The 16,396-nt window shown below is 54.3% G+C and carries 12 protein-coding genes; 4 read left to right on the top strand and 8 right to left on the bottom strand.

The window, feature by feature from the left end; translation table 11 throughout:
- Positions 1-161 precede the first annotated feature (161 nt).
- Together MHH78_RS16510 and MHH78_RS16505 are read right to left on the bottom strand one after the other, a co-directional pair.
- Positions 162-1,901 carry an ABC transporter ATP-binding protein gene (locus tag MHH78_RS16510; protein WP_341168032.1) on the bottom strand — a complete coding sequence of 580 codons (1,740 nt, stop codon included), beginning with the start codon at positions 1,899-1,901 and terminating at the stop codon, positions 162-164.
- Entirely contained in the window at positions 1,898-3,643 is a 1,746-nt protein-coding gene (locus MHH78_RS16505) for an ABC transporter ATP-binding protein (RefSeq protein WP_445668049.1), read from the bottom strand. Before MHH78_RS16505 ends, MHH78_RS16510 begins: the two co-directional genes overlap by 4 nt.
- Before the next feature lie 155 nt (positions 3,644-3,798).
- Between MHH78_RS16505 and MHH78_RS16500 the strand changes: the two genes are divergently transcribed.
- Positions 3,799-4,668 carry a LysR family transcriptional regulator gene (locus MHH78_RS16500; RefSeq protein ID WP_341168030.1) on the top strand — a complete coding sequence of 290 codons (870 nt, stop codon included), beginning with the start codon at positions 3,799-3,801 and terminating at the stop codon, positions 4,666-4,668.
- Between the two features lie 164 nt (positions 4,669-4,832).
- On the opposite strand, the gene htpG is transcribed toward MHH78_RS16500, so the two are convergent.
- Entirely contained in the window at positions 4,833-6,716 is a 1,884-nt protein-coding gene (gene htpG, locus MHH78_RS16495; protein ID WP_341168029.1) for a molecular chaperone HtpG, read from the bottom strand.
- A 221-nt stretch (positions 6,717-6,937) separates the two neighbouring features.
- On the opposite strand from htpG, the gene MHH78_RS16490 reads away from it, so the two are divergent.
- Positions 6,938-7,396 (top strand): AraC family transcriptional regulator, encoded by a 459-nt coding sequence (locus MHH78_RS16490; protein ID WP_341168028.1) that lies wholly within the window; start codon positions 6,938-6,940, stop codon positions 7,394-7,396.
- Between the two features lie 674 nt (positions 7,397-8,070).
- On the opposite strand, the gene MHH78_RS16485 is transcribed toward MHH78_RS16490, so the two are convergent.
- Genes MHH78_RS16485 through MHH78_RS16470 form a run of 4 tightly spaced genes read right to left on the bottom strand, consistent with a single transcriptional unit; the run spans position 8,071 to position 13,240 of the window.
- Positions 8,071-9,441 carry an MBL fold metallo-hydrolase gene (locus MHH78_RS16485; RefSeq protein ID WP_341168027.1) on the bottom strand — a complete coding sequence of 457 codons (1,371 nt, stop codon included), beginning with the start codon at positions 9,439-9,441 and terminating at the stop codon, positions 8,071-8,073.
- Positions 9,438-11,123: an ABC transporter permease gene (locus tag MHH78_RS16480; protein ID WP_341168026.1), complete on the bottom strand. Its 1,686-nt coding sequence runs from the start codon at positions 11,121-11,123 to the stop codon at positions 9,438-9,440. The genes MHH78_RS16485 and MHH78_RS16480 overlap by 4 nt, the downstream gene beginning before the upstream one ends.
- Positions 11,124-11,147: 24 nt before the next feature.
- A complete protein-coding gene (locus tag MHH78_RS16475; RefSeq protein WP_341168025.1) occupies positions 11,148-12,233 on the bottom strand; it encodes an ABC transporter substrate-binding protein in 1,086 nt (361 codons plus the stop codon).
- Between the two features lie 2 nt (positions 12,234-12,235).
- Positions 12,236-13,240, bottom strand: a complete 1,005-nt coding sequence (locus tag MHH78_RS16470) for an ABC transporter ATP-binding protein (RefSeq protein ID WP_341168024.1) — start codon at positions 13,238-13,240, stop codon at positions 12,236-12,238.
- 170 nt (positions 13,241-13,410) lie between these two features.
- On the opposite strand from MHH78_RS16470, the gene MHH78_RS16465 reads away from it, so the two are divergent.
- Together MHH78_RS16465 and MHH78_RS16460 are read left to right on the top strand one after the other, a co-directional pair.
- Positions 13,411-14,301 carry a LysR family transcriptional regulator gene (locus MHH78_RS16465; RefSeq protein ID WP_341168023.1) on the top strand — a complete coding sequence of 297 codons (891 nt, stop codon included), beginning with the start codon at positions 13,411-13,413 and terminating at the stop codon, positions 14,299-14,301.
- Between the two features lie 119 nt (positions 14,302-14,420).
- Positions 14,421-15,290 (top strand): hypothetical protein, encoded by an 870-nt coding sequence (locus tag MHH78_RS16460; protein ID WP_341168022.1) that lies wholly within the window; start codon positions 14,421-14,423, stop codon positions 15,288-15,290.
- A gap of 126 nt (positions 15,291-15,416) precedes the next feature.
- Here the strand turns inward: MHH78_RS16460 and MHH78_RS16455 are convergent, their stop codons facing one another.
- Entirely contained in the window at positions 15,417-16,313 is an 897-nt protein-coding gene (locus tag MHH78_RS16455) for a LysR family transcriptional regulator (RefSeq protein ID WP_076078701.1), read from the bottom strand.
- Positions 16,314-16,396 lie beyond the last annotated feature (83 nt).

The raw sequence follows: 16,396 nt of genomic DNA, 5'->3' as shown, positions 1-16,396 counted from the left end.
AAACGGCTTTGCCGTCTTTTCAAAGGACGGTACCGTTTCAGCGAGAAATAGAAGGATAATTATAGCGCGAAGCATATAAATGCTTATCTTTCAAAAAAATAGCTGCGGCACACTTCCAAAAGAAGTTCTGCCGCAGCTATTCACGCTAACCATATTCCTAGTTACACCGCCGTAAACTGGCTGTTGTACAAGCGGGCGTAGTAGCCTCCGCTCTCCAGCAGCCCGTCATGCGTTCCGCTCTCCACGATATCTCCATCCTTCATGAACAGGATGAGGTCCGCCTCGCGGATCGTGGACAGCCGGTGGGCAATGACGAAGCTGGTCCGCCCGGTGATCATCGCCAGGAAGGCCTTCTGTATCCGCGCCTCTGTCAGCGTATCAATGCTGCTGGTCGCCTCATCCAGAATGAGCATCGGCGGATCAACCAGCATGACGCGGGCAATGGTGAGGAGTTGCTTCTGACCCTGGGAGAGATTATCTCCCGAGGTGCTGATCCTGGTGTCATAGCCTTCAGGCAGGCGCTTGATGAAGCTATGTGCATTCGCGGCCTTGGCGGCTGCAATCACCTCCGCTTCGGAGGCCTCCGGCTTGCCATAAGCAATATTGTCGCGGATGGAAGCCCCGTACAGCCAGGTCTCCTGCAGCACCATGCCGAAATTGCCCCGCAGACTGTCGCGGGTGATGGAGGTAATATCTACTCCGTCAATCCGGATCGTTCCGCTGTCTACTTCATAGAAGCGCATCAGCAGGTTGACCAGCGTGGTCTTGCCCGCCCCGGTCTGGCCGACAATCGCCACGCGTGTGCCCGGCTTCACCTCCAGGCTGAAGTCCTTAATCAGCGGGCGCTCCGGTGTATAAGCGAAGCTTACCTTGTCGAAGGTGATCGTTCCCCGGCTGTTCTCCATCACATACGCATCCGGCTGGTCCGGGGCCTCCTGCGGGAGATCCAGTATTGAGAAGATCCGCTGTGCCGAAGCTGTGGCGGACTGCAGCTGTGTGATCACGCCGGTTATCTCATTGAACGGCTTCGCGAACAGACTGGAATAGATCAGGAAGCTGGACAGGTCCCCTACGGAGAACAGGTCTCCGATAACAAGCACACTTCCGATCATCGCAATCAGCGAGAAGGTGATATTATTAACCAGCCGCGTAGTCGGGTTCGAGAGCGAGCCATAGAACTGCGATTTTGTCCCTGTCTTGTACAGCTCATTATTCCGCTCCGCAAAGCCTGCAAAGGAGCGGTCCTCGTAATGATAAGCCTGCACCACCTTCTGCCCGCCGACGATTTCCTCAACATAGCCGTTCAGCCCCCCGAGAATCTTGGCCTGCTCACGGAACAGTTGTTGGGAGCGCATCGTAATGAACCGGGCAACGAAGAAGGTTGCCGGAGCAGACAGCAGCACCACCAGCGTCATTACAGGGCTGATATAGAGCATCAGTCCGATGGCTCCGGCGATGGTGACAAGCCCGGTCAGGAGCGTGGAGAAGCCCTGCAGCAGCCCGTCAGAGACGGCATCCATGTCGTTCACGAACCGGCTGATGCTGTCGCCCTGGGGATGGTTATCATGGAACTTCAGCGGCAGCGCGTCCAGCTTGTCAAACAGCTCGCGGCGCAGGTCATAGACCGTGCGGAACGCCAGCTTATTCGTATAATAAGTGAGCAGCCAGCCGAAAAAGCTGCCGACCAGATACACACTGCCCAGAATCAGCAGCAGGCGCAGAATTTCCGGGAACTCCACCCGATCCGGTCCGATCATATGGTCGATGGCGCGGCCAATCAGGAGCGGCCCGATCAGGCTGGCAACCACGCTCAGGATGGCGCAGAAGATAGCTCCATACGTTATTTTCCGGTACTCACGGGTATATTGAAACAGACGTTTCCAGGTCATTGTACTGGTCATTGTAAAGCCTCCTCGCTTGAGAGCTGTGACATGCAGATTTCCTGATAGACTGCGCAGCTCTCCAGCAGTTCCTCATGCGTACCGATTCCGGCAATCCGGCCTTCATCGAAGACAATAATCTGATCGGCCTGCCTTACTGTGCTCACCCGCTGGGATACAAGCAGTACGGTCATATCTGTACTGTTCTTGCTTAGTGCGCGGCGCAGTGCCGCATCCGTAGCGAAGTCCAGCGCACTGGAGGAATCATCCAGGATGAGAATCGGCGGACGTCCGACGACAGCGCGGGCAATGGTCAGGCGCTGCTTTTGGCCACCGGACAGGTTATGCCCGCCGCGTACCACCAGCGTATCCAGCCCTTCCGGCAGCCGGGTGATGAACTCCTCAGCCTGCGCAACCGCCGCTGCGGCCATGATCTCGTCCCGGGTAGCAGACGCCTTCCCCCAGCGGATATTCTCGGCAATCGTCCCGGTGAACAACACCGCCTTCTGCGGCACAATGCCGATTCTGCTGCGCAGCTGCTCCAGGCGGTAGTCCCGTACATTTACACCCTCGACCCTAACCTCCCCTTCCACAGCGTCGTAGAAGCGCGGAATCAGATTTACGAAAGTGGTTTTGCCCGAGCCGGTACTGCCGATTAATCCTACCGTCTGCCCCTTGAGGATATCAACGGAGATATTTTCCAGGGCCAGCTCACCGGTCGTGTTATAGCCGAAAGAGACATTGCGGAAGGAAATCACCGGCGCTGCACCGTCCCTCTTCGCAGCAGGGGCATGAGCAGGCACTTCAACAACCGAAGCTGTCATCGCCAGCACCTCATTGATGCGGCTGGCAGACGACGAAGCTTTGGTGAACAGAATGACCAGATTGGAGACTACGATCAAGGCCAGCAGGATCTGGGTTACATAGTTAATGAATGCAATAATCTCACCCTGCGACAGACTCCCTGCTTCAATGTGAATGCCGCCTGCCCATAGAATGGCAATAATTGCTGCGTTCACTACCAGTGTCGTCATCGGTCCCAGCCAAGCGGAGATCCGTCCGACACGGATGGCCGTCTGCGTCAGATCCTCAGAGGCTTCATTGAAGCGCTGCTTCTCGCGGCGGCTCTCGGCGAAGGCCCGGATCACCCGGATGCCCGAGAGATTCTCGCTGAGCACCAGCGCAAGACGGTCCAGCTTAGCCTGATATTTACGGTACATCGGTGAACTGCGCGTAATGATGAAGTACAGAATAACACCGAAGACCGGAGTGGCGGCAATCAGGATCAGCGACAGGCGGAAATCCAGAATCATCGCCATAATAATAGCCCCGATACAGATGAATGGCGCACGGATGACCAGCCGGATGAGCATGGCTACTGCCACCTGCAGCTGGTTAACGTCATTCGTGATCCGGTTGATCAGCGAAGGCGTGCCGATGACATCCAGCTCGGCATACGACAGCGAAGAGATGTGCTTGAACATTTTGTTGCGCAGCGTGGTGCCGAACCCCTGTGAGGCCCGCGCCGCATAATATTGACATACCATGGAGCAGCCGAAGCCCAGAATAGCCATCAGCACCATCAGGGACCCCATCCGGTAGACATAGCTGCTATCCTGCTTGCCTATTCCGTTGTTGATGATCAGGGCTACAATCGTCGGCAGCAGCAGCTCGAGAACCGCCTCCAGCAGCTTGAAAATCGGCCCGATTGTCACTTCTTTCTTGTATGGTTTTAAGAAAACTGCAATTTTGCGCACATTCATCCTCACCTAACTTAGCGTAGTATGTAATCCTTCTTGAAAAAAATAAAAGACCCGTTATGATTATGTCATACCTGCTTATATATTCATAATATTGGTTTCGTATCTCTCCCATATGGATAACGTATGTCATACCCCTTACAAATGGAGGCTCAACCATGGATATCCGCCAATTAAAGTATTTCCTGGCGATTGCCGAGGAAGGACAAATTACATCCGCAGCCAGGAAGCTGCAAATGGCCCAGCCCCCGCTCAGCCAGCAGCTCAAGCTGCTGGAGGAGGAGCTCGGAGTCAAGCTGGTGGAGCGCGGACCGCGCAGCATCCAGCTGACGGATGCCGGAATCATTCTGCGTAACCGGGCCCAGCAAATCCTGGAGTTAACGGACTCCACCGCCCGGGAGATCAGCGACTATGCCAAAGGGCTAAAGGGGAGCCTTACCATTGGAACGGTCTCTTCATCAGGCGCTACCCTGCTGCACGAGCCGCTGACAGCGTTCCATAAGCGCTATTCGGGCGTAACCTTTGAGATTCATGAAAGCAATACGTTCATGATTATCGACCTGCTGAACAAGGGCATTGTTGAAGTGGGCATTATCCGCACCCCGTTCAACACCAGCAATCTGGAATGCCTGTATTTCCATTCGGAGCCGATGATCGCGGTGATGACCGCTGATTATGACTGGGCCCCCAGCCAGAGTGCTGCCCAGCTGGGCGAGCTGCAAGCCAAGCCGCTCATCATCTACCGCCGCTTCGAGCAGCTCATCCGCGAGACCTGTCTGGAGCACGGCTTTGAGCCACAGATCTTCTGTATGAACGATGATGCCCGGACCACGCTGCTCTGGGCCAATGCGGGACTCGGGATCGGAATTGTACCCAAGTCGGCGTTTGAGCTGGCCAATCACAGCAACCTGATCTACAAAGAGATCCTTTGCGAGACCCTGCGCACCCGCGTGGCCGCCGTATGGATGAAGGATAAGTATTTGTCGTCCATGGCTACCAAGTTCATCGAGACCTTCAAGTCACTCTAATGGCCTGCTTATCTTCTGGAGGATGTCCAATTTCGACTCCCTTCATCCTGAGGATGAACGGCCCGCAGCTTGGCTTCATGCGCACGCCAAAACCCCCGCACCGGTCAAGCGTCAGCGCGGGGGTTCTTCTGAATTACGGTCTTAAGGCTGGCGGTTGCGCCTGCTTAGACCATGATTTTACAAATATCGTTCGTGAACTGCACCGGATCATTAACCTGCAGGCCTTCGATCAGGAGCGCCTGATTGTACAAGAGGTTGGTGTACAGACCCAGCTTCTCCTTGTCGCCTTCGGCCGCAGCCTTCAGGGACTTGAAGACATCATGGTGAATGTTGATTTCCAGCACCTTGTCCGCTTGCACATCCTGGCCGCCGTTAGGCATGGCCTTGAGGATTTTCTCCATCTCGATCGTCAGCTCGCCTTCAGTGGACAGGCAGACCGGATGGGATTTCAGCCGCTTGGAGGCTTTGACCGCCTTCACTTTGCCGGACAGAATGCCCTGCATGGCTTCGAACAATCCCTTGTTCTCATTCTCTTCCGCTTCGGATGGCTTATCCTCGGCACTCTCTTCAATGCCTAAGTCACCGCTGGAGACATTTCTGAACTCCTTCTCCTTGTATGCCATGATCATCTTGATGGCGAATTCATCGATATCATCGGTGAAGTAGAGAATCTCATAGCCCTTGTCCAGCACCATTTCGGTCTGCGGCAGCTTCTCAATACGCTCTACCGATTCACCGGAAGCGTAGTAGATATACTTTTGGTCTTCCGGCATTCTCTCTACATATTCAGCCAGTGTCACCAGCTTCTTCTCTTTGGAAGAGTGGAACATGAGGAGATCCTGCAGCGTTTCTTTTTCCATACCGTAGTCGTTATAGACCCCGAACTTCAGCTGTCGGCCAAAAGACTTATAGAACGTCTCATACTGCTCGCGCTCATCCTTCAGCAGGCTCAGGAGCTGGCTCTTGATCTTGCTCTTGATGTTCTTGGCGATCATTGTCAGCTGGCGGTCATGCTGCAGCATCTCACGGGAAATATTAAGCGACAGGTCCTCGGAATCGACCATCCCCTTGACGAAGCTGAAGTAATCCGGCAGCAGATCGGCGCATTTGTTCATAATCAGCACGCCGTTGGAGTAGAGCTCCAGACCTTTTTCATATTCCTTGGTGTAGTAGTCGAACGGAGTATTCTCCGGGATGAACAGAATTGCGTTGTAGACCACTGCGCCGTCGGCACTGATGTGAATATGCTTCAGCGGCTTGTCAAACCCGTAGCGCTTCTCTGCATAGAAATTGTTGTAATCTTCATCAGTCAGCTCTTTCTTGTTCTTGCGCCAGATTGGCACCATGCTGTTGACCGTCTGCTCTTCAATCGTATCGATGAATTCATTCTCGGCGCCCTCTTTGGGCTGTCTGCCGGTAATGTCCATCTTGATCGGGAAGCGGATGAAGTCCGAATACTTCTTGATGATCGATTTCAGACGGTATTCTTCCAGGAATTCATCGTAGTTATCGTCCTCGGTGTTCTCTTTGATCTTCAGCGTAATTTCGGTACCGACCGTATCCTTCTCACAAGGCTCAATCGTGTAGCCGTCCGCCCCCTGGGATTCCCATTTGAACGCCTGCTCGCTGCCCAGCGCCTTACTGATTACGGTCACATCGTCCGCCACCATGAATGCGGAATAGAATCCGACCCCGAATTGTCCGATGATATTGTGTCCGTCCTTGGCTTCATTATCCTTCTTAAAAGCAAACGAGCCGCTGTTCGCGATAATCCCCAGATTGTTCTCCAGCTCTTCCTGTGTCATCCCGATGCCGGTATCGGCAATGGTTAACGTGCGGCTTTCTTTGTCAGCGGTTACTTTAATGTAGTAGTCCTCTTTATTGAACACCAGACTATCATCGGCCAGTGCCTTGTAATAGATTTTATCGATGGCATCACTTGCATTGGAGATCAGTTCCCGCAGAAAAATCTCGCGCTGCGTATAAATGGAGTTAATCATCATTTCCAGCAGTCTTTTGGATTCAGCTTTAAACTCTTTTTTAGCCATGAATAAATAAATCTCCTTTCAAAAGTAACCTTCGGATTGCGGAGCATCGTTTAGCACTCCACTCACTTGAGTGCTAACACTCCCTTTTATATACCATATTCTAGTTTTTGATGTCAACATCTTGCCGCCTGGGAAGCCCACAAAAAAAGAAATGCATTCTATTTTAGTCCATGTTAGCATTCGGGTTGTACTCCATTTGACCACAGAAAGGATCATGAACAATGATGAACATTCAGCTCGAAAGCATTCCGGCAACACGCATAGCTTATGTACGGCAGACAGGCCCCTACGGCCACGGCAACGCTCAGGCGATGGAACAATTGAAGGGTTGGGCGCGGGAACAAGGCTTGCTTCAAGGCTCGGCGGTGCTGTTCGGCATTCCGCAGGACAACCCTGCAACTACAAGGCCGGAGCTCTGCCGATATGATGCCTGCATCAGCCTGCCTGAGAATCCTCCCGAAGAGGCCTCAGTACCTTACGGCGAGCTTCCCGGCGGAGCCTACGCAGTGGTAACCCTCCAGCATACAGCTGAAGCTGTCGGTCAGGCATGGGCCGAGATTCTCCCGGCGTTGTCACGCAGCGGCCATAAGCTTGATCCCGGGCGGCCGGTTATGGAGAGATACACGGAAGACATGGTCAGCAGGCATCTTTGTGAGCTTTGTTTTCCTGTGCTTGAGTAAGGGCAGGAAGGTGCTTTGAAAAGCGGAAGACCCGAAATCCATGATATAGCTACTTAGGACAGCCTTTATTTTGGAGCAGGATCAGTGTGAGCGCTTGTGTGGACGCTCCGAAAACAGAACGTTGTTCCCATCGCTGTTGTGTCCAGATTTTTTCATTCCCCCTTAGCGGTGAAAATCCGGACACAAAGGCGAACGCTCCGCTTGTCCACAATCATTCTGCCCGCTCCGCTGTTTATGCGGGAAGCGGACAAAATCACCCTAACGAGCCTGGCGGTGCTCCTCCCATCTCTCACCAATTCAGAGCGTTTTCTCTCACCAACCGCTTGTATGAAGCAGCATTGTTGCACATTTTGCAGGACTTCACTAAAAAAGTTACTGGTTGTGGTACATTGTTGCATCATTTGCAGAAATTCCGGTGTTCAGAGCAAGTTAACACTAGCTTTGTTGCATTTTATGCAGGATTTCAGCATCAGTCGTTTCTATTGGGCCGTATTACTGCACTTCTTGCAGGATTTCTCTACAATGTTACGGACTGCGGAGCATGAGGCCCATCCACATCACAGCAGCACCGATTGTATTCGGAATTCCGCATACAATTTGCTAAAAAACAAAAAAGAGGCCCCTCTATAAGCAAAATTCCCGCTTACGAGACAGCCTCTTTCATCTTTTCATAGTTAATCCAAATCCAGCGTTTCCCCCGCCGCCATAGAATGCAGCGTGCAGCCCGTCAGCTGCCCGCTCTGGATCAAGGCTTCGCGGAGCTTGTCGGTCTCCGGCTTCGCGGCATGAACCAGTACGGCGTGCCGGACCGGAAGAGACTTCAGCATACGCTGCACATCTTCCCGGCCCTGATGCACCTTGTAACGCAGCTTAAGCACTTCGCATACTCCATGCTGTCCCGGTTCATGCAGCAGCTTGTATCCGAAGGTATCGGCCGCTACATGACCGGTGATTAGCACGGAATAGGTTGAATGGGACGCCCACCTCGCATAGTACCAGCGGGACAAGGACGATTGCATCATGCCATCCGGCACGAACCACAGGGAAGGGCCGGAGCCTGACAGCAGCTCCTCCCGCTCCGCCTCGCTTTGCGGCATCGTCCAGCGGCGGGCGGCAAGAAAGTCTGCTATGTGATCCGCTGCGGAATACCCTCCTGTTCGCTCAGCACTCCTAAGCCAGAACGGCGAGGCTGCCAGCCGCCTCATCCCCTCTATCAGCTTCGCTTCCACTACCATCGGCAGATCCGCGAACAGCTTGGCAGCCCATAGCATCATCTCCTGGCTCCGTCCGCCTGCCGGAACCGGGAGCAGCACCTTGCCCCCCCGTGCCGCAGTCCTGCGGATGGCCTGCTCCAGCTGCCTTAGCTTATCGGACTGGGTCTCCTCGTCCATTCCGTACGCCGCATCGGCCACCGCCAGATCAAGACGCTGGCCGCACGACCATACCCTCAGCCTCTGGTCCGCATCCGGGATGCCTCCGGCTGCTTGTATCGCCTCAGCTGGTGAATCAGCCGCAAGTAACAGGGATTCCGCCGTATAGTCGCCGGAATAGAAGATTGAGCGCCCTTCCGCAGCGATCAGGAACCATACAGATCCCGCCAGATGCCCGCTTCGTCCCCACATGACCTGAATTCCGGGAATCAGTCTGAACCAGGACAGGCAGTTGCCCTCTTCCTCCAGATACCGGTAACGGATCGCTTGTTCATCTGCTTCAGTGTATGGCAGCTCATGGCCCTCACGACTAATACTTGAACGCCAAGAGCGTAAGTAAGCATCCAGTTGCGCCCTTGTTTCCCGCGTTGTCCATACCTCACCCTTGTAACCCTGCGCATACAGCAGCGGCAGTGCTACCGAATGATCCTCATGGGCATGGGAGAGCAGTACCGTGTCCAGCAAAGCCGCCTGCCCGGGTTCGATGAGGGGATATTGTCCGGCTCCGCCTTTTTTGACGCCGCAATCAAGCAGCAGACGGTAGCCCCTTCCACTCAGGAGGTAAGCGGAACGCCCGTGTTCACCGGCTCCGCCCCATATGGTCAGCTTCGTCATAATCCGGTCCACTTTGTTCTGGAATTCAGCAGTTCAATGCCGAGCAGCAGCAGCACCGTCAAGCCAACCGATACCACCGCCATTGCCATGCCAAGCGATACCTGCCCCTGTTCGAACTGGGCAAAAATATACGTAGCCGAGGTCTGCATCGAAGGCGGCAGAATCAGCAGCGATCCAACCAGCTCCCGTACAGATATGGTGAAGGTCATCATCCAGCCTGCCAGCATACCGGGCATAATGAGCGGAAGCAGAATCCGCTGCAAGATATAGAACGGGCCTGCTCCGCTCACCTGGGCCGCTTGAAACAGCAACCCGTTAATTTGCGAGAAGCTGGACTTCACATACTGCACGGTATAAGGAAGAAACAGCACCACATACGTAAGCACTACCATCCCGTAGGTGTTGTAGAGCGTGAAGGGCATCCATGGCGCATTCCAGAGCAGAATCAGCCCCACCACCATTACAATGCCCGGAACCGTATTAGGCAAAAGACTCAGCAGATCAATGATCCGCTGCAGCCGCCCCGAAGACCTGCCGATGGCCAGGGCAAGGCCGGCTCCAAGCACGACAGCCACCGATGCTGCGGCAAGCGACAGCCCCAGACTGTTCCCAATCGCCTTCAGGCTCGCCGATCCCCAGGAGAGCAGCTCCCTGTAATGATCCAGCGTCAGATTGTCCAGCGACAGCCCGGAACCGCGCAGCTTCATCAGCGAGGCGGCGATAATCGAGAAGTAGGGGATGCCTATGGATAATAGCAGCAGGGCAGCCAGATACAGGCCCGCTAACCAGCCTGCACCGCCGCGCAGGGAATACATCTTGGAGCGTTGTCCCTTGCCCCCCACCAAACGGTAAGTGAACCGGCGGCTGACCGCCGACTGCATGTACCAGATGACCAGACAGACCGACAACAGCACGGATGCGAGCGATGTAGCCTTGCCGAAGTCAATCGGCCAGCTGGAAATGTATTTATGAATTTCCGAGGTCATGACATAATAGCCGATCTTGCGGCCGAAGGTAGCCGGTGTTCCGAACTCCGCAATCGTCTTGACGAAGACGAGCATCACCCCCATGCCATAGGCCGACAGCAGCAGCGGCATGATGATCCGCCGGAAGCGGTAGCCTGCCTTTGCCCCGTGCACCGCTCCCGCCTCCTCCAGATTGCCGCCTATTCGAATAAGCGCATCCCGAAGCAGCAGATACAGGAACGGGAACAGATGCATGCTCATAATGAAGACCATTCCCCAGAAGCTGAAGAAAGAATCACTTAACGCACCCGCACCCGGAAGCCACTGCTGAAGATATCCGCCTTTTTGCATGAACAGAATCCAGCCCATGGAGCCGATATACGGCGGGGTCATGAACGGAATCAGCAGAATAACATCAATCCAGCGGTGCAGCCCCATACGGGTCTTGGCCATCATCCAGGCCAGCGGCATCGCAAGCAGCGTAGTTCCTGCCACTACGCATATTCCAAGCCATACCGAGTTCAGCAGCACCCCGGACAGACTGTGTCCGGTGATCGTACGGAGGGGGGCCATCCAGTCCAGCCGCTGATCCGGGGTAACGCTTTGCCAGAAGATGAGCAGAAGCGGAATGCCGATGCTGACCGCCAGCAAAAAGAAGGAGAGCAGCAAGCCCGCTCTCCGAAGTATCCGGTTACTGTCCATGGAGACTGGACTCATTGCTTTCACCTCAACCTTAAGCCTTTATTTGTAAATTTCCGCGAATTTCGAAGCCGTCTCATTCCCATGCTCACTCATCCAGGTCCAGTCTGCCTTAAGCTGCGGGATGTCCTTCAGATTGGTCCGGTTTGAAGCTTCAATATCCTCGCGGCCCGGTATGAGATACGCATCCGCTACCAGCTGCTGAGCTTCGTCAGACAACAGATAATCAATGAATGCTTTAGCATTGGCCACGTTCGGACTCGTTTTTAGAATTGCTGCCGGTCTCGGACTTACCACCGTACCCTCCTCAGGATAGATGATATCCAGCGGTTCTCCCTTTGCTTTAGCTTTGTAGGCCATATAATCTACCCCTGCTGCTACAATACTCTTAGCTCCTGTAATCACCGGATCAAGCGCCTCCTGGTTCGCTCCAGCCATAGCGGCACCGTTCGCCTTGTAATTCTTGAACAGCTCCCAGCCCTGCTCGCCGTTCACGCTCAGATAGCCTGTAATGAAATCCAGCGCCGAACCAGACAGCGTCGGATCAGGAAGGTTGACGGCATCCTTCCACTCCGCATCTGCCAGCTCTGCCCAGGTCTTGGGCGGATTCGCTACCAGCTTCGTATTATAGACAATTCCCAGTGCTGATGCGCTTGAGCTGAAATAATTGCCTTCTGCATCCGACCAGTCCTGAATCAGCTTGTCCTTATTGGCCGCTTCCGGGTAGGGCAGCGTCAGCCCCTCCGCCTTAAGCGCCTGTGCGGAAGGCAGGGAAGCCAGAATCACCACATCGGCCACCGGGTTTGCCTTCTCCGCTTCCATCCGGGCCAGAATCTTGCCGGTCGTTCCCTGGAACATCTCCACCGTGACACCTGTCTTGGCCTTGAAGCCATTCACAATATTGTCTGCCAGGCCCTGCGGGCCGGCGGAATAGAGCACCAGCTTGCCGCTTAACGCGGCTTCTGTAGCTTCAGGAGTTGACGAAGCTGCCCCAGTTGCCTCAGGTGTACTCGTGCTGGCCCCGCCGGCACTCGTGCTATTGCCCGTACTACAACCCGCCAGACTCATACTCATCACAGCAGATAACAGCAGCACTGCCCCTTGTTTACGCGGTTTGTTCCATTTCATGGTTATGATTCGCTCCTTTTAAGTTCTTCTTCATTTGAATTCGAATTCATCCGGCATATCCGCCGTGGTGAGACATAGAGCTGAACCCTTTCTCCTACAGGAATCCGGTTGTTCAGATAGGCTGTCCATATTCCGACCCCCTCCACCTCCGCACGGATCTCATAACGTTCTCCGGCATAACTGACACTCCGTACAGCAGCGGAATAACACAGATCATCGCCCGCCGTCCGGCTCCATCCGATATGCTCAGGACGCACCATCTCCTGCTCCGGCGTAAGCCAGTTCGACTTGCCGATGAATGAGGCCACGAACGGTTCTGACGGTGCCTCGTATACCGCTTCAGGAGTCCCAGTCTGCAATATCCGCCCGCTTTTCATAACGACAATCTCGTCGGACATCGACATCGCTTCAATCTGATCATGGGTCACGTAGAGTGCAGTGAGACCCATGTCCCGGACCAGCGACATCATCTCCACTCTCATCTCTTCCCGGAGTACGGCATCCAGCGCGCTTAACGGCTCATCGAAGAGCACCACACCCGGACGGACAACTACCGCTCTGGCAAAAGCAACCCTCTGCTGCTGACCGCCCGACAGCTGATGCGGATACCGGTTCTCCATCCCCTGCAGCCGGACCATCTCCAGTGTCTCCAGTACCTTGCTCCGCAGCTGCGCACGCTGCCCTGAGGCCTTCAGCCCGAAAGCCACATTCTCATACACCGTCATATGCGGCCAAAGTGCAAAATCCTGAAACACCATCCCGAAATTCCGCTTGTGCACCGGAACATCGATCCGCTGCGCAGCGGAGAAATAACATTTCCCGTCAGCGTATAATTCCCCGCCATCCGGGCGCTCAAGGCCCGCTAACATCCGCAGCAGCGTGGTTTTGCCGCAGCCGGAAGGCCCCAGTAAGGTAGTGAACTTACCGTGCATCAATTCAAGCCCCGCAGGCAGCAGCGCCGGTTGTCCGCCAAAGCTTTTATGAATCCCCTTTATCTGAATATTCATTTCGATCCCTGCCTGTCTTCTTGAGCTGTCCTCAGTCTAACGTCTGTATTCGCAGGTTGTTTATTTTTCATGTAAACACGTAATTAACTTTATATATGAATTCTGTTAACGTTCATAGATAAAATCTATGATGGGGGGAGATCCCACTAACGATTGGAAGAGGTAACTCCATGAATCTGATGAAACTGCAAATCATTGAACTAATCGACCAGCTGCACCATATGACCAGCGTAGCTGAAGTGCTCGGGATCAAGCAGCCGACCGTAACCTTTCATATGAAGTCGCTTGAAGAAGAGCTTGGGGTCCGGCTGTTCGAGGCCCGCAGCGGCAAAACCTTTCTCACCGAGGCCGGAGCAGCCCTCCTTCATTATTCCGTGAAGATTAATGCGCTTGCCCGCGAGGCCCGGCGGGTAGCCGGAGAATTCGACACCCTCTACCGGGGAACGCTGCTGATTGGGGCCAGTTATGTACCTGCAACCTATTTGCTGCCGTCCATATTACATGCGTTCTCCCGGGAGTTCCCCGGCATCCGCATGGCTCTGTCTGTGAAGCCCTCTCCGGTCATCCGGGAGATGCTGATCCGCCACGAAATCGACTTAGGTGTGATCTCCTCCGAGCCTTTCACGGAGCCTGCTCTGCAGGCTGAATCGCTGATTACAGATGACCTCGTCCTGATCTGTTCTCCTAAGCATCCGCTCGCCCGCAAGACTCAGCTTACTATGGAGGAGATGAGTAAGACTCCCTTTGCGCTGCACGGAAGCGAATCCAGTACTCGCCGCCTGACGGAGCGCTGGTTCGGACAGCAAGGGCTGCAGCTGCGTAATACGATTGAGGTCGATTCACTGGAGGCCATCAAGCAGCTCGTGCAGCTGGGCGGCCACATCTCCGTGATGTCCCGGATGGCGGTACAGTGGGAGCAGCAGCAAGGTCTAATTCAGGTGATGCCTATTCAAGGGGAGATGTCACCGCGTTATATCTATGCCGTGCATAACAAGGACCGGCATCCTTCGGTGCAGATGGAGAGCTTCCGGAGCAGCCTGCTGGCCACCAAAAACTGTTAGCCGTCATTGAGTCAATCTATGCAGGATTAACGCAATTCCCCTTTCACTTTAACCGCTCCCATATACTTGGCCCGTAAAGTGGGTCATATACCCAAACCTGATCATAGGAGTGATGATGCTTGAGAAAATGGAAAAAGCTTACCCTGTCCTTCATGCTGAGTATTGTGACAGCAGGCGGTGTATTAGCCGGACAGGGCATCCTGCTGCCGGAGCGCGTCTCAGCCGCAGCTAACGCCGTTCCAGCCTATGAGGTGAAGTTTCTGGCGGACCCTGATCTTGTACTGGACAGCAGCGGATCGCCGCAGCGCGAGGTCATGGATACATTCGATCTGAATTCTACTCCACAGGCTATTCGAGTCGAGTATTTCGATACCGACACGCTTGAGCTGAACAGCAAGGGGTGGGATGTGCGGCTGCGCAAAAAAGAGAACAAGTCCGATTATGAATTGACCTACAAGAAACGTTATCCTGTCGTGAACGGAAATATCCAGGCAGCGCTCACCCTGGCGAATCAGGAGGGCTTCGACGCCTCAGATGATAACTATGAAGCAGAGGTGGATTGGGGGTATGGCAAGCAGACCCTTAGCTTCTCTAATACCAAAAAGGTCAGCACCAAAGCTGCCGGAGCCGTTCTTCCTGCTGAGGAAGAGGCCCTGAAGCTGCTGCTGGACAAGCTGCCAGGCAAATTGAAGAACTGGTCTGCATCGAACTGGGGGAAGCAGAAGCTGACAGCCTCCCGGGCGCATGGCCCGTTGACCTTCGAGCGGTATACAGGCACCTGGAACAATCAGGAGATCACTCTTGAGGTATGGCCAGTGCGTGATGAGGCGGGAAACGGCATCCAGAATATCGTGGAGATTTCGTTCAAAACCACCGATAGCACCAGTGTAACCGGGTTACGTGCCGGGCTGATGAGCCTGCTGAACGCCGAGGGCTGGCTTCTTCCTGCTGATGGCCTCAAGACCCAGCTGATTCTGGAAAGGTATTAAAGTAATCATCAATATTAGCTTATAACTCAAAAAGAGCACTGCCGCACCCTTCATGAGGGCGATACGGCAGTGCTCTTCTGCTGATATGAATTTGTTACGAGACGGCTGCTGCCCGGTACGTTACCATTACAGCGCAACAGTCTTCGCCTTGGCATCCTCAAGCATCATCTGAATCAGCGACTGGAGCGGCAGGGACTTCCACTTCTTCGGATGCAGCAGCAGTTGCAGATCGAAATGAATCTCCGGGTGGGCAAAAGACAGCTCGGACAGGTTCCCCCGCTCGATCTCCTCCTCCGCCACAATCCGCGGCAGCAGCGCTATGCCCAGGCCATTGCGTACACAACGCTTAATCGCTTCCAGATTCGACAGCTCAAAACCAATCCGAAACACGATCCCGTGGTCCCGGAGCAGGTTCTCGAACAGGCTGCGGTAAATGCAGCTCTCCTCGGATACAATCAGCTCGCAGTTGTTCAGATCCTGGAGGGTCACCTGCTCCAGCCGGGCCAGCGGATGGCTGGCTGGTGCCACGAGCACAAGCGGCTCATCGCGGATAATCGTTCGCGTAAGCGCGCTATCCACCGTGCTCCGGTCCAGCAGAAGACCGATATCGACCTCTCCGTCCCTGATTTTGGATATCAGATTGGCCTCCTGCTCGGTCTGCAAATGAATATTCAGACCAGGGAACATCGTCCGCAGCTGCTGCAGGAACGGCGGCAGATAGAAGGCCGCAAGTGAATCAATCGTTCCAATCGTAAGCGTTCCGCCGATCTGCTGGGCGATCGTTTCCTTAGAGCGGTCATAGAGATCCAGAATCTCCACGAACAGCTTAAGCAGCTCTTCCCCCGGCGGAGTTAAACGCAAGGCTCGGCCATGACGTTCAATGAGCGGCACTCCATATTCCTTCTCAATCTTCTGTATCTGCATCGTGACACTGGACTGGGCATAGCCCAGCTCTTCAGCCGCACGCGTAAAGCTCTGCCGCTTGGCCACTTCGCGGAAGGTCCGCATATACGTTAAGTCCATCGTCTCACCCTAACATCAATATTATTGATAACCCACATCATTTATTATAGCTAACAACGATGCAATAATCCATGGTACAGTAG

Source organism: Paenibacillus sp. FSL H3-0333 (assembly GCF_038002805.1).
Lineage (GTDB): Bacteria > Bacillota > Bacilli > Paenibacillales > Paenibacillaceae > Paenibacillus_AQ > Paenibacillus_AQ silagei.
The sequence above is the reverse complement of the archived record's forward strand: the minus strand, read 5'-3'. Positions and strand labels throughout refer to the sequence as shown.